This window comes from Bradyrhizobium sp. BWC-3-1, from assembly GCF_032917965.1.
Taxonomy (GTDB): Bacteria; Pseudomonadota; Alphaproteobacteria; order Rhizobiales; family Xanthobacteraceae; genus Bradyrhizobium; species Bradyrhizobium canariense_D.
In genome coordinates, this window is the sequence record NZ_CP136625.1 from 5,346,511 (window position 1) to 5,363,106 (window position 16,596).

General features: G+C 63.2%; 20 protein-coding genes and 1 pseudogene. 11 read left to right on the forward strand and 10 right to left on the reverse strand.

Annotated elements, in window-relative coordinates:
* Positions 1-98: 98 nt before the first annotated feature.
* Positions 99-980 carry a GyrI-like domain-containing protein gene (locus RX329_RS26120; protein ID WP_085352870.1) on the reverse strand — a complete coding sequence of 294 codons (882 nt, stop codon included), beginning with the start codon at positions 978-980 and terminating at the stop codon, positions 99-101.
* Positions 981-1,344: 364 nt separating this feature from the next.
* On the opposite strand from RX329_RS26120, the gene RX329_RS26125 reads away from it, so the two are divergent.
* On the forward strand, positions 1,345-1,692 hold the full coding sequence (locus RX329_RS26125) for a hypothetical protein (RefSeq protein ID WP_085352869.1): 348 nt from the start codon (positions 1,345-1,347) through the stop codon (positions 1,690-1,692).
* 91 nt (positions 1,693-1,783) lie between these two features.
* On the opposite strand, the gene RX329_RS26130 is transcribed toward RX329_RS26125, so the two are convergent.
* The 4 genes and pseudogenes from RX329_RS26130 to RX329_RS26145 form a co-directional block, all read right to left on the reverse strand.
* A complete protein-coding gene (locus tag RX329_RS26130) occupies positions 1,784-2,350 on the reverse strand; it encodes a suppressor of fused domain protein (protein WP_085352868.1) in 567 nt (188 codons plus the stop codon).
* Between the two features lie 259 nt (positions 2,351-2,609).
* Complete coding sequence (locus RX329_RS26135; protein ID WP_085352867.1) at positions 2,610-3,014, reverse strand: nuclear transport factor 2 family protein; 405 nt, start codon at positions 3,012-3,014, stop codon at positions 2,610-2,612.
* A 1-nt stretch (position 3,015) separates the two neighbouring features.
* Positions 3,016-3,911: pseudogene (locus RX329_RS26140) on the reverse strand (MBL fold metallo-hydrolase).
* A gap of 72 nt (positions 3,912-3,983) precedes the next feature.
* A complete protein-coding gene (locus RX329_RS26145) occupies positions 3,984-4,628 on the reverse strand; it encodes a DsbA family protein (protein WP_085353049.1) in 645 nt (214 codons plus the stop codon).
* A 111-nt stretch (positions 4,629-4,739) separates the two neighbouring features.
* Here RX329_RS26145 and RX329_RS26150 point away from each other — a divergent pair, with 111 nt between their 5' ends.
* Complete coding sequence (locus tag RX329_RS26150; protein WP_085352866.1) at positions 4,740-5,639, forward strand: LysR family transcriptional regulator; 900 nt, start codon at positions 4,740-4,742, stop codon at positions 5,637-5,639.
* A 15-nt stretch (positions 5,640-5,654) separates the two neighbouring features.
* Here the strand turns inward: RX329_RS26150 and RX329_RS26155 are convergent, their stop codons facing one another.
* Both RX329_RS26155 and RX329_RS26160 read right to left on the reverse strand, forming a co-directional pair.
* A complete protein-coding gene (locus tag RX329_RS26155) occupies positions 5,655-6,557 on the reverse strand; it encodes an HNH endonuclease (RefSeq protein ID WP_085352865.1) in 903 nt (300 codons plus the stop codon).
* A 149-nt stretch (positions 6,558-6,706) separates the two neighbouring features.
* Entirely contained in the window at positions 6,707-7,603 is an 897-nt protein-coding gene (locus RX329_RS26160) for a LysR family transcriptional regulator (protein ID WP_018459184.1), read from the reverse strand.
* Between the two features lie 265 nt (positions 7,604-7,868).
* Between RX329_RS26160 and RX329_RS26165 the strand changes: the two genes are divergently transcribed.
* The 5 genes from RX329_RS26165 (at position 7,869) to RX329_RS26185 (ending at position 11,177) form a co-directional block, all read left to right on the forward strand.
* Positions 7,869-8,603, forward strand: coding sequence for an SDR family NAD(P)-dependent oxidoreductase (locus RX329_RS26165; RefSeq protein WP_085352864.1), 735 nt, complete (start codon positions 7,869-7,871; stop codon positions 8,601-8,603).
* 49 nt (positions 8,604-8,652) lie between these two features.
* Entirely contained in the window at positions 8,653-9,405 is a 753-nt protein-coding gene (locus RX329_RS26170) for an SDR family NAD(P)-dependent oxidoreductase (protein ID WP_247455685.1), read from the forward strand.
* A 32-nt stretch (positions 9,406-9,437) separates the two neighbouring features.
* Positions 9,438-10,037 carry an NADPH-dependent F420 reductase gene (locus RX329_RS26175; protein WP_085352862.1) on the forward strand — a complete coding sequence of 200 codons (600 nt, stop codon included), beginning with the start codon at positions 9,438-9,440 and terminating at the stop codon, positions 10,035-10,037.
* Between the two features lie 85 nt (positions 10,038-10,122).
* Positions 10,123-10,533 (forward strand): nuclear transport factor 2 family protein, encoded by a 411-nt coding sequence (locus RX329_RS26180; RefSeq protein ID WP_085352861.1) that lies wholly within the window; start codon positions 10,123-10,125, stop codon positions 10,531-10,533.
* A gap of 11 nt (positions 10,534-10,544) precedes the next feature.
* Positions 10,545-11,177: a class I SAM-dependent methyltransferase gene (locus tag RX329_RS26185; protein WP_085352860.1), complete on the forward strand. Its 633-nt coding sequence runs from the start codon at positions 10,545-10,547 to the stop codon at positions 11,175-11,177.
* A gap of 140 nt (positions 11,178-11,317) precedes the next feature.
* Here RX329_RS26185 and RX329_RS26190 read toward each other — a convergent pair whose 3' ends face one another.
* Both RX329_RS26190 and guaA read right to left on the reverse strand, forming a co-directional pair.
* The gene (locus RX329_RS26190) at positions 11,318-11,707 is read right to left on the reverse strand and encodes a hypothetical protein (RefSeq protein WP_018459189.1); all 390 of its coding nucleotides are present in this window, start codon (positions 11,705-11,707) and stop codon (positions 11,318-11,320) included.
* 17 nt (positions 11,708-11,724) lie between these two features.
* Positions 11,725-13,314 carry a glutamine-hydrolyzing GMP synthase gene (guaA, locus tag RX329_RS26195; protein ID WP_085352859.1) on the reverse strand — a complete coding sequence of 530 codons (1,590 nt, stop codon included), beginning with the start codon at positions 13,312-13,314 and terminating at the stop codon, positions 11,725-11,727.
* Between the two features lie 148 nt (positions 13,315-13,462).
* Here guaA and RX329_RS26200 point away from each other — a divergent pair, with 148 nt between their 5' ends.
* Positions 13,463-13,834, forward strand: coding sequence for a nuclear transport factor 2 family protein (locus RX329_RS26200; protein ID WP_085352858.1), 372 nt, complete (start codon positions 13,463-13,465; stop codon positions 13,832-13,834).
* Positions 13,835-13,875: 41 nt separating this feature from the next.
* On the opposite strand, the gene RX329_RS26205 is transcribed toward RX329_RS26200, so the two are convergent.
* Complete coding sequence (locus tag RX329_RS26205; protein WP_018459192.1) at positions 13,876-14,328, reverse strand: winged helix-turn-helix transcriptional regulator; 453 nt, start codon at positions 14,326-14,328, stop codon at positions 13,876-13,878.
* Between the two features lie 94 nt (positions 14,329-14,422).
* Here RX329_RS26205 and RX329_RS26210 point away from each other — a divergent pair, with 94 nt between their 5' ends.
* The 3 genes from RX329_RS26210 to RX329_RS26220 all read left to right on the forward strand — a co-directional run bounded on the left by RX329_RS26210 (position 14,423) and on the right by RX329_RS26220 (position 16,588).
* Positions 14,423-15,694: an MFS transporter gene (locus RX329_RS26210; protein WP_085352857.1), complete on the forward strand. Its 1,272-nt coding sequence runs from the start codon at positions 14,423-14,425 to the stop codon at positions 15,692-15,694.
* Between the two features lie 92 nt (positions 15,695-15,786).
* Positions 15,787-16,119, forward strand: coding sequence for a DHCW motif cupin fold protein (locus tag RX329_RS26215; RefSeq protein WP_085362172.1), 333 nt, complete (start codon positions 15,787-15,789; stop codon positions 16,117-16,119).
* 259 nt (positions 16,120-16,378) lie between these two features.
* Complete coding sequence (locus RX329_RS26220) at positions 16,379-16,588, forward strand: cold-shock protein (RefSeq protein WP_007592195.1); 210 nt, start codon at positions 16,379-16,381, stop codon at positions 16,586-16,588.
* Positions 16,589-16,596: the final 8 nt, after the last annotated feature.

Sequence of the window (16,596 nt, forward strand, 5' to 3'; positions counted from 1 at the left end):
CCCGAGTTGAACGCGGGATCACATCGTGGCGATATTGATCGGGGAATGGCGGCCTGCCCGTTTCCGTGATCGGAAGCGACAGGCCGCCGCGAGCGGCGCTATTTCAGCGGCAGAAAAACGTCCGCGACCGTCTCGTGCTCCGGCACCTCCGGGAAGAAGCTCAGCCGCTGGCAATAGATCGGGAAGTCGCGTGCTTCTTCGCCGCTGGCGGGAAGCCAGTTGCGATAAAGATAGAGCGCGGCGGGCTCCAGATTGTCGGTGTAACCGACGACGCGCAGCACCGCGCAGCGTCCGCCGGGGATCTCGCCGGCCTTGATTTCTTCGCCGTTCGCCACGATCGCTTGTGCGGTCCCGACGCAAAGGTCCACGCTGTAATCGGCGGGTGACGCAGGCCGCCGCTCGGAACGCCAGACATTGAAGGTCGGACTTGTGCTGGGGTGCAGGTGAGCCGCCTTGCGCCACGCGATGAAGCGCTGGATTGTGGCGGGAAGCGTCGCCGGGTCGCCGCGATGCTCCATGATCGCCACCTTGGTGGGTTGCACATCGCGGATCGTCACGTCGTCGGTGGTAAACGTCTTCTGCATGAGCTTGCTCCTGGCGTTGTCGAGAGGCCCTAAGGCCGCAAGCCACGGCTCCCAGTCGGGAGACTTCCGGAACGACGACGGAGATTGCCCGAACCGTTGCCGAAAGGCGCGGGCGAAGGCATCCGGTGCGTCGTAATCGGCATCCATCGCAACATCCGTGACATCAAGGGCGTCCATATAGGCCAGCTGGTGCGAAGCGCGCTTCATGCGGGCCAGCTGGACATAGCGATGCACAGATAATCCGAAGGTTGCCGAGAACTGCCGGTGGAAATGAAATTTCGAGAAGGCGGCAACAGCGCTTAAGCCGTCCAGGTCCAGATCTCCGTCGAGATGCCGGTCGATATGGTCCAGCACCCGTCGCATGCGGTCCTGATAGTTTTGCACCGCCGCCTTCATCGTCCCTCCTCCGTGGCGGCTCCATCTAGTCGCTGACGGCCATGACACGCTCGACCGATCTTGCGGTTTGGCACGGATCGCTAGCCCGGATGGAGCTACGTCCGGCAACTGGTTTCCTCAGGGAAGACCACACCGATTGCAAGCACCTTCCTCTACGCGTTAGACTGTCGGCCCCCCTTCACCCACAAAGTGGGCGTTCCCCTTCAAGATGTCAGTACGGATGAACTGCCTTCCTCTGCACGAACTGGCGCCCGACTTCGAACGCTTCATCCGCGATCTCGAGGACTTCAATCGTGGCTGATGCGGTCACCGGCCATCCGGGCTGCGGCTTCAGGGAAATCTCATTCGCAAACGGAATCCAAGCATGACTGCAACTCTATCCATCGTCGTCCTGGCTGCCGAGCTCCTCATCAGCGCGTTGGGCGCGTTCGTATCAATTGCCGCGCTTGGCTTCGCGGGAGAGGTCACGCGATCCAGGGATTTGACCGCCTTTGGCTGGGTTTTGGGGGCGCTCTACTTCGTTGTCACCTTTACGCCCCTCGTCGCAACCGCATGGGTGGCACACAGAAGGTTTGTTTCAGACAAAGCGTTCCCGGTGCTCGAAGTCATTTCGTCGCCGTACCTGGTCCCGGTGGTGCTGTGGGTTGGCGCAGCGATTTTCTGCATTGGGCTGTTGGCATTTCAAAACGGTGCGGGGCTGGCGCCGCGGTAGGGAGACGCGAAGCGATACCCATCGGGCCGAATGCCATCAGCATCCTCCAGGCGAAGCGCAGGCGTCCACGAAGATAGCGGCGGTCAGGGTATCAAAGAGCGCTGGGACGATCGATGTCAAACACGTCGATCTGTCGGTCCTGGAGCAGATCCTCCAGCGCTTCGGGCCCGTTCGCCAGCGCGTAGTCCCGCTCGGCGTCGGAAATAGGCAGTACCTGCAGCCAGGCGACGGACTTGGCCGAGAAGGACTGTGTTTCCAGGTCCCACACGAACGGAGAGATGAGCATGGCGTGCTTCATCTCGCGCCCTTCGCCATACAGTTCCAGGGCTCGCGGAATGACGACGCCGGGCAAGGGTGTGATCTCGCCCTTCTTGATGCTGAAAGCGCAAGTCGCGATCATGTTGGCGCCCTCGGCCGTCGCCAGAGCCAGCAGAATCTCGACGCCCAGGGCCTTGCCGCCAGACGTCAGGCCGGTTTTTGCGTCAGAGAGCGCGAGGCTGGCATAAGTGGAAACGCCTCCTGCCGGCACGTCCTTGATGATCATGATGTCGACGTCACTGACGTGGGCGTCATCCCAATATTTCGTAACCGTCGGTGAACCCTGCGTAACATCTCTCAGATAGCGGGCGAGAGATTTGTTGTCTTCCGAAACCGCCATGGCTCCTCACGTCAAAAATCCAAGGTCGTCGGCAGTCATATCTTCAACACCATGACTGCGAGCATACGATCGCCGCTCTGGCCTGTCGTGGGACCTCGGTATAGACGGGGCCGGCGGTCATATCCATGACCACGTTCTGGCGCGCGGTGGACTTCCTCGGCCAGGCACAATTCCATCAAGATCTAGCAGACGCCGGAACGAAAAAGGGGAGCCCGCATGTCGCGGGCTCCCCCTCCTGCATTCCGACGTGATGCGGCTGTTACCGGCCGGCAGGCTCCAATGCCTTTTGCACCATCGCGGTGTCGACATATTGGGTCATGCTGGCGATCTTGCCGTCCTTCACCAGATAGAGATGCGCGAAATTGGCGCGCATGGACTTGCCCGTCGCCTTGTAGGTCCCGGAGTAGACGCCGAAGGCGGCGACGCGGTCGCCGTCTTCGAGATAGGTGTGAACGTCGGCGCGGTAGCCGGTCCATTCGGTGGCGAGACGCCGGAACACGCCTGATATGATCGCGTCCGCCCCGACATAGGTGCCCGCGTATGGAAACCCTTCCGCTTCGGTCCATGCGGCATCGGGAGCGAGAGCGGCCAGCAAGTTGCGGCCGTTCTCTTCCGACGATGATCCCTCATAGGTGGCGCGGATCAGGTCGAGGTTCGCCCCCATCTCAACCCCACTTCATCTCGCCGGTGGCGACCTTGGCGCCGATGTCGAGCGCAACGCCCATGCCGAGGCCGGGGAAGCGCGCTTCCATCGCCGCCTTGAGCGCCGCCGAATCCTTGGTTTTGGCCAACTCTTCGTCAACGCCTTGAGGTAGGCGATGGTGTGCTCGACACCGGACAGGTCGGTCTTCGCATCCGCCGACAAATGGCCGGGCACGACGATCGCCGGCTTGCGCGCCGCGATCTTTTCGAGATTGGCGATCCAGGCGGCGCGCTGCTCCCTGGTCGGCGTGTCGGCGGTCCAGACATGGACGCCGGAGAAGATCAGCACGCCGCCGAACACCGCGTTGAGCGAGGGTACGAACAGATAGCGCCGGTTGGCCAGGCCGTCGGCGCTGACGATCTCGATGGTCTCGCCGTCGACGCTGAGCGTCTTGCCGTCGAACGCTTCGGGGATGACCACATCGGCCAGCACCTGCGGGCCGTTCGCCTTGAGTTGCGGCCCCCAGACGGCAAGCTTCTTTTCGACGCTGGCGTGAATGGCCGCCAATGTCGCTGGCGACGCGAGCACGCGGGCCTCGGGGAAGACAGCCTTGATCGCGCCGAGGCTGAAATAATAATCCGGGTCCGACTGGCTGATATAGATGGTGGTGAGCTTCTTGCCGGTGGCCTTGATGGCGTCGGCGACCGCCTTGCCATCGGACAGCGTGAAGCCGCCATCGATCAGCACGGCTTCGCTTGGCCCGGACACCAGAACGGGCGCCCGGAAGAAGCCGTTCTGTCCGGCCGGAAAATGCTTCCAGGCGAGCCCGCCCGCGGCATGGCCGAGGCCTGCGGGTGCGAAGACGGCGGCGGCGCCCGCGGCGAGAGTGGTTTTCATGATGGTTCTCCTTGTCGGCATGTTGGTCTCCTGGTGCTTGTCTACGATTGCGAAATGAAAGCTGGATGGTCCGGCCTCTGTTGATCGCTGCGCTCAGGCCGCCTTCAGTCCGTCGACGAGGACGTCCAGGCTGCCGAACAGGGCGCTTGCTTGCACGAGGCGGCGATCATGGCCCGTCCCGACGATCAGGGCCGGGACGCCGTTGGCGCCGAATCGGCGCATCTCGGCACGCGCAGCCTCGAGGCGCGCGCGGTATGCGGTGATCAGTGCGACGTCCGGGCTCGCCAGACGCGCGGCGACCTCCGGCAAATTCATCGCGCGCAGCACATCCGAGAGAACGGCGATGTCCGTGCTGTCGCGTCCCTCGACATAGCGGACGAGCTGCAAGGCTTTCAGTGCCGCGAACTCCCGATCAGGCGCCATGAGCGCAACGGCCGTGAGCGCCAATGTTGCCGGGCCGGAATCGAACAGGCGCGTGCGGTCGCCCAGCACGTCGCGGCGATAGGCTTCGCTGAAGGGCTGGCCGCTCAAGCGCGAGATCCGCTGGTCGTTGCTCCAGGCGTAGGCCGCAAAACCATCGTCCATCGGACGGGCGCCCTCGCCGGCGAACAGGCCTGTCGGCGCGAGTTCGACAGCGAAATCCGTTCGGGCGACGAGCTGTTCGAGCAGCGTTGAGGCGCCGTAGCACCAGCCGCAGAGCGGATCGAACAGGTAGGTGATTTGAATGGGCGCGGACATGGCGATCTCCTTGGACAGCAATGTGGCACGGGCATATTGATAGAAAAATATCAACAAAACATACAGAATGTATGTGATAGGCTGACAGTTGGATAGCACCCGACTGAGCCCATGAACCTGAACCGCCTCGCCTATTTCGCAGCCGTCGTGGACACCGGATCCTTCACCCGGGCCGCCGAGCGGCTCGGCATCACCAAGGCCGTGGTGAGTCAGCAGGTGGCGCAGCTGGAGCGCGATCTCGGCACCAGCCTGCTCGTGCGCACGACGCGCCGGGTTCATCCGACCGAGGCGGGCCGCATGTTTCATTCGCGCTGCGTCATGATCCTGCGCGAAGCGGAGGATGCCTTCGACGAGCTCGCTCAGGCAGCCGCCGCGCCGACCGGCACCTTGCGGATCACGGCGCCCAACGACTACGGCACCGCCGTCGTCATCGCCGTCGTCACGGCCTACGCGGCACGCTATCCCCACTGCCGCGTGGAGTTGACGCTCGAAGATCAGACGGTCGACCTCGCCTCAGGCCACATCGACATGGCGATCCGTGTGGGGTGGCTGGTCGATTCCAGCCTGCAGGCGCGCAAGATCGGATCGTTCCGGCAATGTCTGGTCGGCGCTCCCGCATTCGCGGATCGGATCGCCGCCGCGCGCGATCCCGACGAATTGGTGACGCTACCGTTCATCGCCAACATGGCGCTGCGCGAGCCGTTGCTGTGGCAGTTCTCGCGCGGTGATCTCGATCGATGCGCCGTGCGCCTGCAGGCGAGCATCGCCATCGACACGACGCCGGGGGTGCTCGCAGCGGTGCTCGCCGGCGGCGGCCTTTCGGTGCTGCCGGATTTCCTGGTGGCCGACGATCTCGCGGCGGGCCGCCTCATCCACATCCTGCCGCAATGGCAACTGCCATCCGGCGGCATCCACACGGTCTACCCCGCAGCCCGCTTCCGCCCGCCGAAGGTGACCGCGTTTGTGGAGATGCTGATTGCGGCTCAGCGGCGGGCGGGTACGAACGCATGAGCCGTATGGTTTTGCTTATTGCTTGAAACAATGCTCGCGGTGCCACTTTAAGAAGTGCGGATGTGGCCGATCTGACGCACGACGCGGCGCAAGAGCGCGCTCCGTCTTGTTGATGATCGATTGCACTCCCTCCAGATCGTTTGTCTGGCGCGAGATCAATATCTCCAGATCGTCCGCGAAGCTGATGAGACCACGATCAAACATCCAATGTGCGGTGCCCGAAAGAGCAACGCCATTGCTGATGATGTCCGGCCCGTTTGCCTCGACGGAGCGTATGTGAGCCGCCGCGACCTCCGCGCGCCCCATTCCATTGATGAGCTTGAGGCCGGTGATGGCGCAACGCTCTTCATAGGCACGCAGCACGATGCGGCGGAAAACTCGATCACGCAGGACTTTCGAGATCGTTACGCTAACACGGTCGCGCTGCTGCTCAACCGCGAATGGCACCTGCGGCTGGTCATTAAGATCGAGCGATGGAAGGTCGCCGTCGCGCCGCGGCAGCAGCGGCGCGTTCTCCGCGAAACCAAGCTCGCATATTCTATTGAAATCGTCGGGAGAGATTGGGCGGACTGCGGACTGAGCGCGTCCTGAAATCCGCCCCTGTTCGTTAAGAACACCGCGCTCTACTGGACCCGTCGGTCCGTTGAATGGGACTGAATTGGCAAAATCGAGATAGCTTCCCGGTTCCATTAAAGCGAGATACATCCCGGAAGTACCGGGATCGGGAAGAACCTGCTGAACCCGAGCAATTGCAAAGTAACCGCGCGTTTCAGCAACCTTGCTCGGTTCGTAATATACTATCCAATCGCCGATGCAGGCTTCAACGCGATGAAGATATTGACTGGGAAATTGGTACTGCTCAGCGGGGCTGTCGTCGTAGATCGAGTCCAATCGATGGATGAATACCCCAAACCCCATGACCTAATCGGCGCTGCCTCTCCAGGAAACAACACCCAGCGATGCTGGATCAATAGCAGTCACAACCCTACTCCCACTCGATTGTTTCGGAAGCACGATAACGCCTTGATCTGTCGAGGCCAAGCTTTCCGCCCACGACCCGCCCCGCGTCACTCGCGCGCCACCGACAGCCCCGCCAGCAGCGGCGCGTACGCGGCGAGCCTGCGTGATACGAACTCCGTGAACAGCCGCACGCGCTTGGTCTTGCGCGTCTCTCCCTGCGTGAGGAGCCAGACCGTTCCGTACATGTGCAGGTCGGTCCCCGGCACCCGCACCAGCAGCGGGTCGGCATCGCCGACGAAGCACGGCAGTGTCGTGATCCCCAGCCCTTGCCGGACAGCAGCGATCTGCGCTCCGGCGTCACTGGTCCTGAATGGAACGTCCGTGGTGCGAACCTCGCCCGCGCTGGCCCAATCCGGGATGCCGTGCATGCTGATGACGATCCAGCGGAAGGGATCCGGCGCGCCCGCACGCCACGCGGCCAGTCGATCCCTGGACATGTAGACGGCGCCGAACAGCTCCGGTCCCTTCATGCCATGAAGATTTTGCGGCAGGGTTTTGCGCTCGTAGACGACGCGGATCGCGACGTCGGCCTCACGGTTGGTCAGATTTGCCAGTTCGCCGAACGACAGGACATCCATCTCGATATCGGGATGCAGACGCGCGAAATCGGCGAAATCAGGCATCAGCAAATGTGTCGCCATCGGCGGCGCCAGCGTCACCCGCAGACGCCCGCGCACGCTCTGATCGCGCCCGAACACGCGCGTCTCCAGCTGGTGTGACGAGGCTTCCATCTGGTCGGCGAATTCGAGGACCTCCTCGCCCGCAGCCGTCAGCCGGTAGCCCGAAGGCAGCTTTTCGAACATCTGGACCCCAAGGCGTTCCTCGAGCTGGGCGATGCGTCGCAGCACGGTCGCGTGGTTCACGCCGAGGTGCTCGGCGGCCGCCCGCACCGAGCCTCCCCGCGCGACGGCTAGAAAATAGCGAACATCGTCCCAGTCGATCATGGTGCAATCCCGCACCGCGCGGTGCGCCTTTCAAGCCGTATCTGATGCCTCCTACAGCAGTATGGGCAGTGATCATAGCCGGTTCCGGCCAGCAGGGCCCTTTCTGAGCGACGGACACCGATCGTCGCCGTCGGCGTTAGTCGTCCGGCCGGATCGATTTCGCACCACCGATGTGCGCGCTTCCGCACTCAACGCCTGGGGCCGGCGGACCTATGTCGGGGTCCTCGGGGGCAGATGCTGCCCCGACACCACGACAGGAGACATCATGGGAAAGCTTGACGGCAAGGTTGCAGTCATCACGGGTGGCGCGACCGGCATCGGCCGCGCCGCGGCAAAGCGCTTCATCGAGGATGGCGCTTTCGTCTTCATCTTCGGCCGCCGACAGCAAGCCCTCGACGCTGCTGTCGCCGCCCTCGGGCCCAATGCCCGCGCGGTGAAGGGCTCGGTCTCGGATGAAGCCGACCTCGACCGCCTCTACGCGGCGGTGAAGGCCGAGCGCGGAACCCTCGACATCGTCTTCGCCAATGCCGGCGCGGGAAGTCAGCTTGCGCTCGGCAAGATCACCGCCGCGCACATCGATGAGGCCTTCGACACCAATGTGAAGGGTACGATTTTCACGGTGCAGAAGGCGCTGCCGCTGATGCGCCGGGGCGGTTCGATCATCCTGACGGGATCGAGCGCCGGCACGACGGGCGCCCCGGCCATGAGCGCCTACAGCGCGAGCAAGGCGGCCGTGCGAAACCTCGCGCGGACCTGGGCGGAGGACCTGAAAGGCAGCGGCATCCGGGTCAACGTGCTGTCGCCCGGAGCGACCGCGACCGAACTCGCGAAGGAAGCGCTGGGCGAAGAGGGACAGAAGGTGTTCGCCGCGATGACTCCGCTGCAGCGCATGGCCGATCCGGCGGAGATCGGGGCGGTGGCTGCCTTTCTCGCCTCCTCGGACAGCAGCTTCATGACCGCCAGCGAAGTCGCCGTCGACGGCGGCCTGGCGCAACTCTGATCCCGGCGCGGTCCCGCGCCTGGCCCACACACAATGAAAGATAAACATCATGAAAAAACTAGAAGGCAAGATCGCCGTCATCACCGGCGGCAGCAGCGGCATTGGATTGGCCACGGCCAAGCGCTTCGTGGACGAAGGTGCGCACGTGGTGATCACCGGGCGACGCGAGAAAGAGCTGAAGGAGGCCGCAGCCTTCATCGAGAGAAACGTGACGACGGTCGTGAGCGACGTGTCGCGCCTGGAAGATCTGGACCGGCTCTATGCCGTCGTGAAGGAGAAACATGGTCACATCGACATTCTCTTCGCGAACGCAGGCGCGGGGACAATCGCGCCGCTCGCGCTAGCGACCAAGGCCCATTTCGACCAGACCTTCGATGTGAACGTGAAAGGCCTGTTCTTTACGGTGCAGAAAGCCCTCCCCCTCTTTAAGGACGGCGGTTCGATCATCCTGAACTCTTCGGTGTCGAACGTGAAGGGGTTGCCGGGGTTCAGCGTCTACGCCGCGAGCAAGGCGGCGGTGCGCAGCTTCTCGCGCGCTTGGACGCTGGAGCTGAAGGACCGCAAAATCCGCGTCAATACGATGAGCCCCGGGCCAACGGAGACTCCCGCCCTGGAGACGACGACGGGCTTGACCCGCGAGCAAGCCGAGCAAGCGGCCAGCCAATTTGCTTCACAGGTCCCGATGGGTCGCAGGGGCAAGCCGGAGGAAATCGCGGCTGCCGTCACGTTCCTCGCCTCCGATGAAAGTTCTTACATCACCGGCGTGGATCTCGCCGTCGATGGCGGCATGGCCCAGGTCTGACCGCGCCATCGACACAAATTCGGAGAAACATCATGAGCTACGCAATCATCGGCTTCGGCCCTATCGGCCAAGCCCTGGCCAGCGCGTTTGCCCGCAACGGCATCGAAGTCTCCGTTGCAACCACGCGCGACCCGGAAAGCTTTACATCCGCCGCGGCCGTGATCGGACCCTCGATCATTCCCAAAAAGCTGGCGGACGCCGTCAAGGCGGACATCGTCTTTTTGGCGGTCCGTTTCGAGTCGCACCAGGATGTCGCGAAAGCGCTGCCCACCTGGCAGGGCAAGACGATCGTCGATGTGACCAACGCCTACGGCGTGCCGCCTGAGAGACTGGGGGGACAACCTTCGTCCAAGGCCCTCGCGCAAGCCTTCACCGGCGGTCGACTGGTCAAGGGCTTCAACCATTTGGGTGCTGCCGTCCTTGCCCAGGATCCGGCCCTCCATGGTGGCAGGAGAGTCGTGTTCCTGGCGAGCGACGATCACGACGCCACAGTGGAGATTGGCACGCTTGCGGAAACTCTCGGCTTCGCGCCGATCAAGCTTGGCGGGCTTTCGGAAGGCGGACTGCTCCTGCAGGCGCGTGGAAACAGCTGGGGTCAACTGATCTTCAAGGATCTGGTCAAGTTCGACTGACGAACACGAGGTTCCCACCCTGGGGGATACGACACACGGGATCGGATCGCGCGCGATCCGATCCGAGTGACATGGAGAAATGACTATGAGCACCGACAAGAACATCCAGACCGTGAAGGACTTCTTCGCCGCGATCGGCCGCGGCGACAGCGAGGCTCTGCTGGCGCTGGTCAGCGAGGACATCGAGTGGATCATCCCCGGCGAGGACTGGCCGCTGGCCGGAACGCATCGCGGGCACGACGGGGTGGCGGATTTGCTCGAGACGGCATCCAAGTCGATCGAAACGTCCACCGAACCCCGCGAGTTCGTGGCGCAAGGAGACCGGGTCCTGGTCGTCGGATTCGCAAAGGGAAAGATCAAAGCCACGAACAAGACGTTTAGGGACGACTGGGTCTTCGCCATCGCCGTTCGCAACGGCAAACTGACGAACATCCGGGAGTACGTCGACACGCAGGCACTGGCACGAGCCGCGCGCGTGTCGAATGCCCAAGCCTAAAGGAAATCCAGATGTACGACCAATCCAAGCTGTCCGAGTTGATCCGGTTCGCACGTATCGATGCGGGCGCCACCGTGATCGACGTTTACCCAGGCGACGGCGACTGGACCCGTGTCTTCTCCGAGATCGTGGGACCCGAAGGACGGGTTGACAGCTTCGTGCCGGCCGAAGTCGCGCACTTCAAGAACGATCCGCTCGGCCTTATGCGGAGGCTTGCGAAGGAGCCGGGCCGAGACAACGTCGAAGCCGTGTCAGCGGACCTCGTGGCGATGCCGCAGGTCACGCGACCAGCGGATGTCCTGTGGCTGCACTTGTTCTATCACGACCTCCACACCGCGCTGATCCAGGCCAGGGGCGCGACGGCGGCCGACTTCAATCGCGCCGTCTACGAGCGGCTGAAGCCCGGCGGGTGCTACGTCATCGTCGACCACGCCGCCGCGCTCGGGGCGGGCACGAGCGAGGCCCAATCGCTGCATCGGATTGAGCCTGCATCCGTTCGCAAGGAGGTGGAGGCGGCCGGCTTCGTGCTGGACGCGGAAAGCACCCTGCTCGCGAACAAGGACGATCCGCACACGATCAAGGTGTTCGATCCCGCCATCAAGGGCAAAACCGATCGCTTCGTGTATCGGTTCGTGAAGCCGTGACAGAGATCGTAGGGCGGATTAGCGAAGCGTAATCTGCCATCTTGCGCGCGACTCGGCGAGAGAGGCCGGATTTGCGGCTAATCCGCCCTACGCATCCGCTGCAGGTCAATTTCGGTTCTTGAGCTTTCGATGCAACCGGATCACTTTTTAGTCCTGCCGTCAGATGGCAGCTCCGCCGACCCGCCGATTTTGTTCGAGACCACGTAGATGTCGACGCCGCTCATCGAGCATTCCTCGCTTGATGCTTGGCTTTTCGTGATGACCTCGATCGTCTTGCCATCCTTGGTGTGAAACGTGATGTCGTAAACCTGCTGGTAGAGGTCTTTGCCGATCTTTTCGGATGCGAGACGAACGGCCTTCGTCTGCGCCTCGATCACTGATGGGATATCAATCAGGCCGGCGTTCTTGAGGTGCACGAGGGCCATGTTATTGGGCCAACTCGCGCAGTCCGGAGACTTCGCCAGAGCCACCGCAGCCGGCATGGCAAATATTGCGGCCATCACCACTTTCAACGCGGCGCGCATCAGCATGCCTCGGTCTCTAAAAACTACTCCCACTCAATCGTCCCAGGCGGCTTGCTGGTCACGTCATACACCACCCGGTTCACGCCCTTCACCTCGTTGATGATGCGCGTCGCGGTCTCGCCCAAGAACTTCATGTCGAACTGGTAGAAGTCCGCGGTCATGCCGTCGGTGGAGGTGACGGCGCGCAGGCCGACGACGAAGTCGTAGGTGCGGCCGTCGCCCATGACGCCCACGGTCTTCACAGGAAGCAGCACGGCAAAGGCCTGCCAGATGTCGTCGTAGAGACCGTGCTTCCTGATCTGGTCGATGTAGACCGCGTCCGCCTTGCGCAGGATCTCGAGCTTGTCGCGGGTGATCTCGCCGGGGCAGCGGATGGCGAGGCCGGGGCCCGGGAACGGGTGGCGGCCGACGAAGATTTCGGGCAGGCCGAGCTCGCGGCCGAGCTTGCGCACCTCGTCCTTGAACAGCTCGCGCAGGGGCTCGACCAGCTTCATGTTCATGCGCTCGGGGAGCCCGCCGACATTGTGGTGCGACTTGATCGTCACCGACGGGCCGCCGGTGAAGGAGACGCTCTCGATCACGTCAGGATAGAGCGTGCCTTGCGCCAGGAAGTCAGCGCCGCCGATCTTCTTGGCCTCCGCCTCGAACACCTCGATGAAGAGGCGACCGATGGTCTTGCGCTTCACTTCCGGGTCGGTGACGCCTTCGAGCTCGCCCAAAAACTGCTTCGAGGCATCCACGTGCACGAGCGGGATGTTGTAGTGGTGGCGGAACAGGTCGACGACCGTCTTCGCTTCGTCAAGGCGCAGCATGCCGTGATCGACGAAAACGCAGGTGAGCTGCTCGCCGATCGCTTCGTGGATCAGCACGGCCGCGACCGCGGAATCGACTCCGCCGGACAGGCCGCAGAGCACCCTGCCCGTGCCGACCTGGGCGCGGATCTTCGCGATCTCCTCCTCGCGGAAGGCGCGCATGGTCCAGTCGCCGGAAAGGCCTGCGATCTTGCGGACGAAATTTCGGATCAGTTTGGCGCCGTCGGGCGTGTGCACCACTTCCGGGTGGAACATCAGGCCGTAATATTTGCGCGTCTCGTCCTGTATGATCGCGAACGGCGCGTTCGGCGAGGTGCCGGCGACCGAGAAGCCCGGCGGCATCTTGGTGATGCGGTCGCCATGGCTCATCCAGACCTGGTTCTTGCCGCCTGCCGACCAGACGTCCTCGAACAGCTTGCTCGGCGCCTTCACCTCCACATCGGCGCGGCCGAATTCGCGGTGATGGCCGCCCTCGACGGTGCCGCCGAGCTGCTCCGCCATGGCCATCTGGCCGTAGCAGATGCCCATTACCGGCACGCCGGAATCGAAGATCGCTTGCGGCGCCCGGGGCGATCCCGCCTCATGTACCGATTCAGGGCCGCCGGAGAGAATCACCGCCTTCGGCTTCATCTCGTTGAAGGCTTGTTCGGCCTTGTTGAACGGGACGATTTCGCAATAGACGCCGTCCTCGCGCACGCGACGCGCAATGAGCTGCGTCACCTGGCTGCCGAAGTCGACGATGAGAATCTTGTCATGCGCCGAGGGCGTCGACGCGGAGCGGTCGGTCTGTGCTGCTGTCATGGCAAGCAGATACGCGACGGGGGCTTTTCCCGCAACCGCGCGGGCCGCGCGCCCACATTCTTCTTTGGGGTATGGACAAATTGATATAGGTAAGTATTATTGACCTATATGGCCCGCCACTCACCAAGGGCCGATCAGGGAGAACGCCATGCCAAACCATCATCAGCCGTCATCGCTTGCAGAGCTCGGCCGCACCTGGGTCGAGGCCTGGAACGCGCGCGAGCTCGAACGCGTGCTCACGCTCTATGACGAGGAAACCGTGATGACCTCGGACCGCATCCCCGCGATGGGATTCGATGAAAGCGGCACCGTGCGCGGAAAGGATGCGTTGCGCGCCTATTGGGGCAAGGCGCTCGCCCTGTTGCCGAATCTGCATTTCTCGCTGATCGAATTGTTCGTCAGCCCTGATAGCGTGGTGGTGTTCTACGAGAACGAGCGGGGAAAGCGGATCTGCGAATATCTGCGGGTGAACGCGGCCGGAAAGATCGTGCAGGGATCGGCGAATCATCCGGTGCCCTGAGTCGCGCTTCTAGCTCGAGGACGCACCAAGGCCGACGCGAATCAGCGCTTGCGCAGACCGGCCTTTCTCACCCTGGTATCGGACCATGCCAGTGGACGGCCGGCCCGCGACGGAAGCACGAGCTTCCCGACCGGCTGGCCCGTCTCGTCCACCAGGTCCGAATGGACTTCGCCGCGCGCGTAGAGATTCGCTTCGCCCCATTGGCGCAAGCTGACCACGACTGGAAACAGCTCGCGCCCCCTCTTGGTCAGCGCATATTCCCGATAGGCGCTGCCGTCGGAGGCCGGAATCAGTTCGAGCACGCCAAGCTCCACCAGCCTGTGCAGCCGCGCAGTGAGCATGCCCTTGGCGATGCCGAGGTTCTTCTGGAAATCGCCAAATCGACGCAGCCCGTCGAAGGCATCGCGCACGATCAGAAGCGACCAAATGTCCCCAACTGCGTCCAGTGCACGCGCCACCGGGCAGTCAGCCTCGGCAAAACCGGTCCGCTTCATTCGCCGCCTCCAAATTGGTCTTAAAATAGGACTGGACAGCGCGGTGTGCAACTGGTCTTATTTTAAGACTAGACAGAACGTGCCGGAGACGACAATGACAATCCACGATGCCGCCACAGCCGGACCGACCAACGCCGACGAAAAGGCCGACGACACCGCCGGGCGCGGGCTCTCGCGCGGGATGGCGATGCTGCTGGCGCTGACCTGCGGCCTGAGCGTCGCCAATATCTACTTCGCGCAGCCGCTGCTCGATGCCATGGCGCGCGATCTCGGCATCGACCCCGCCGCGATCGGGATGGTGGTGACCTTCACCCAAATCGGCTACGCGTTCGGCCTGATCCTGATCGTGCCGCTCGGCGACCTCTGGGATCGCCGCCGCCTGATCGTCGGCCAGACCGTGCTGTCGGCGATCGGCCTCGTCATCGTCGGCACGGCGGCGCATGCCGCCGTGCTGCTTGTGGGAATGGCGCTAGTCGGCATGCTCGCCGTCGTCGTCCAGGTCCTCGTCGCCTTTGCCGCGACGCTGGCCAGACCGGACGGGCGCGGCCGCGCGATCGGCACCGTCACGAGCGGCATCGTCGCCGGCATCCTGCTGGCGCGGTTCGCCTCGGGCGCGCTGGCCGATTTCGGCGGCTGGCGAATGGTCTACCTGGTCTCGGCCGGCCTCATGCTGGCCATGGCGGCGCTGCTCCTGCGCGTGCTGCCGCGCGGCCGGCAGTCGGCGCTGGCCCGATCCTCTTATCTGTCGCTGTTGCGCTCAACCGCCTCGCTGTTTGTCGACGAGCCGATACTGCGCGAGCGCGCGTTGTTTGCGTTTCTGATCTTCGCCAATCTCAACGTGTTCTGGACGTCGATCGTGCTGCCGCTCTCGGCGCCTCCCTTCGCGCTGTCGCATACCACCATCGGATTGCTCGGCGTCGCCGGGTTCGCCGGAGCGCTCGCGGCGCGCAATGCCGGGCGGCTTGCCGATCTCGGATGGGCCCAGCGGACCACCGGGCTGTCACTGCTGCTGATGCTGGCTGCCTGGGCTCCGATCGCCTGCCTGCAAAGCTCGCTCTGGCTGGTCGTCGCCGGCGTGATCGTGCTGGATCTGGGACTCCAGGCCGTGCACGTGACGAGCCAGAGCCTGATCATCGCCGTGCGGCCCGATGCGGCGAGCCGACTGGTGGGCGGTTACATGGTGTTCTACTCGGTCGGAAGCGCGATTGGCGCGATCGCGTCGACGATGGTGTACGCGATGGCCGGCTGGTCCGGCGTCTGCGTGCTCGGCGCGGGAATCAGTGCCGCCGCGCTGCTGGTCTGGGTCATCATCGCAAGCAGGATGCCGGTGACGGCAGATTGCGCGCTGATGCATGGGCAAAAATAAGGGCCGAAAACAATAAGAACTGTAAAAATGAGGACTACCGCGAAAGCATCCGATAGTAACGGCACTGCCGTCGCCGCCTCAGGATCACCATCATGAAGCTCCCCACCTCCCCTTTCACCGTCACCGACTGGAGCAAGGTCGAGCCGACCGTCCATCCCGGCGAGACCGGGCAAGCCAAGTGGCGTACGCTCGACATCGGCGATCTCCGGGTGCGGATGGTCGAATATTCGCCGGGCTATCTCGCCGACCATTGGTGCGACCGCGGCCACGTGCTGTACGTGCTGCAGGGCGAGCTCGACAGCGAGCTGCGCGACGGCCGCAAGTTCAAGCTCACGGCGGGGATGAGCTACCAGGTCTCGGATTTCGGCGATGCAGCGCACCGATCCTCGACGACGACGGGGGCGACGCTGTTTATCGTCGATTGAGGCGCCCCGGAAGGGTTAATTTGCACCGCAAAATAGCAAAATTCGGCGACATCCCGAGCGGCGGGTGGTGCCTTGAAGTGGCCCCAAAATCTCGCTATATTGTGATCATCGATACTTGGCCGAACGACTGGGCCGCTTCGCTTCGTTGCTGACGGGCGCGCACGCTTCAGATGATTTCTCCAACATCGACTGATCAGGACTATGGGCGCAATAGTGCGTACCGGTCCGCGTGTTAACTTCTTAAGCAAAGGAAATTCCCATGGCTATGGGCACCGTGAAGTGGTTCAACAATCAAAAGGGTTTTGGTTTCATTCAGCCGGATGACGGCGACAAGGACGTGTTCGTGCACATCAGCGCCGTCGAGCGCGCTGGCCTCTCGACCCTAAACGAAGGTCAGAAGGTCTCGTTCGACATCGTCGCCGATCGTCGCAGCGGCAAGTCCTCGGCTGACAATCTCCGCGTCGGCTAAAGCCCGCG

Bases quoted from the DNA above. Each gene is read 5' to 3' on its own strand.
- RX329_RS26120 (WP_085352870.1), bottom strand. From the start codon at position 980: ATGAAGGCGGCGGTGCAAAACTATCAGGACCGCATGCGACGGGTGCTG.
- RX329_RS26125 (WP_085352869.1), top strand. From the start codon at position 1,345: ATGACTGCAACTCTATCCATCGTCGTCCTGGCTGCCGAGCTCCTCATC.
- RX329_RS26130 (WP_085352868.1), bottom strand. From the start codon at position 2,350: ATGGCGGTTTCGGAAGACAACAAATCTCTCGCCCGCTATCTGAGAGAT.
- RX329_RS26135 (WP_085352867.1), bottom strand. From the start codon at position 3,014: ATGGGGGCGAACCTCGACCTGATCCGCGCCACCTATGAGGGATCATCG.
- RX329_RS26145 (WP_085353049.1), bottom strand. From the start codon at position 4,628: ATGTCCGCGCCCATTCAAATCACCTACCTGTTCGATCCGCTCTGCGGC.
- RX329_RS26150 (WP_085352866.1), top strand. From the start codon at position 4,740: ATGAACCTGAACCGCCTCGCCTATTTCGCAGCCGTCGTGGACACCGGA.
- RX329_RS26155 (WP_085352865.1), bottom strand. From the start codon at position 6,557: ATGGGGTTTGGGGTATTCATCCATCGATTGGACTCGATCTACGACGAC.
- RX329_RS26160 (WP_018459184.1), bottom strand. From the start codon at position 7,603: ATGATCGACTGGGACGATGTTCGCTATTTTCTAGCCGTCGCGCGGGGA.
- RX329_RS26165 (WP_085352864.1), top strand. From the start codon at position 7,869: ATGGGAAAGCTTGACGGCAAGGTTGCAGTCATCACGGGTGGCGCGACC.
- RX329_RS26170 (WP_247455685.1), top strand. From the start codon at position 8,653: ATGAAAAAACTAGAAGGCAAGATCGCCGTCATCACCGGCGGCAGCAGC.
- RX329_RS26175 (WP_085352862.1), top strand. From the start codon at position 9,438: ATGAGCTACGCAATCATCGGCTTCGGCCCTATCGGCCAAGCCCTGGCC.
- RX329_RS26180 (WP_085352861.1), top strand. From the start codon at position 10,123: ATGAGCACCGACAAGAACATCCAGACCGTGAAGGACTTCTTCGCCGCG.
- RX329_RS26185 (WP_085352860.1), top strand. From the start codon at position 10,545: ATGTACGACCAATCCAAGCTGTCCGAGTTGATCCGGTTCGCACGTATC.
- RX329_RS26190 (WP_018459189.1), bottom strand. From the start codon at position 11,707: ATGCTGATGCGCGCCGCGTTGAAAGTGGTGATGGCCGCAATATTTGCC.
- guaA (WP_085352859.1), bottom strand. From the start codon at position 13,314: ATGACAGCAGCACAGACCGACCGCTCCGCGTCGACGCCCTCGGCGCAT.
- RX329_RS26200 (WP_085352858.1), top strand. From the start codon at position 13,463: ATGCCAAACCATCATCAGCCGTCATCGCTTGCAGAGCTCGGCCGCACC.
- RX329_RS26205 (WP_018459192.1), bottom strand. From the start codon at position 14,328: ATGAAGCGGACCGGTTTTGCCGAGGCTGACTGCCCGGTGGCGCGTGCA.
- RX329_RS26210 (WP_085352857.1), top strand. From the start codon at position 14,423: ATGACAATCCACGATGCCGCCACAGCCGGACCGACCAACGCCGACGAA.
- RX329_RS26215 (WP_085362172.1), top strand. From the start codon at position 15,787: ATGAAGCTCCCCACCTCCCCTTTCACCGTCACCGACTGGAGCAAGGTC.
- RX329_RS26220 (WP_007592195.1), top strand. From the start codon at position 16,379: ATGGCTATGGGCACCGTGAAGTGGTTCAACAATCAAAAGGGTTTTGGT.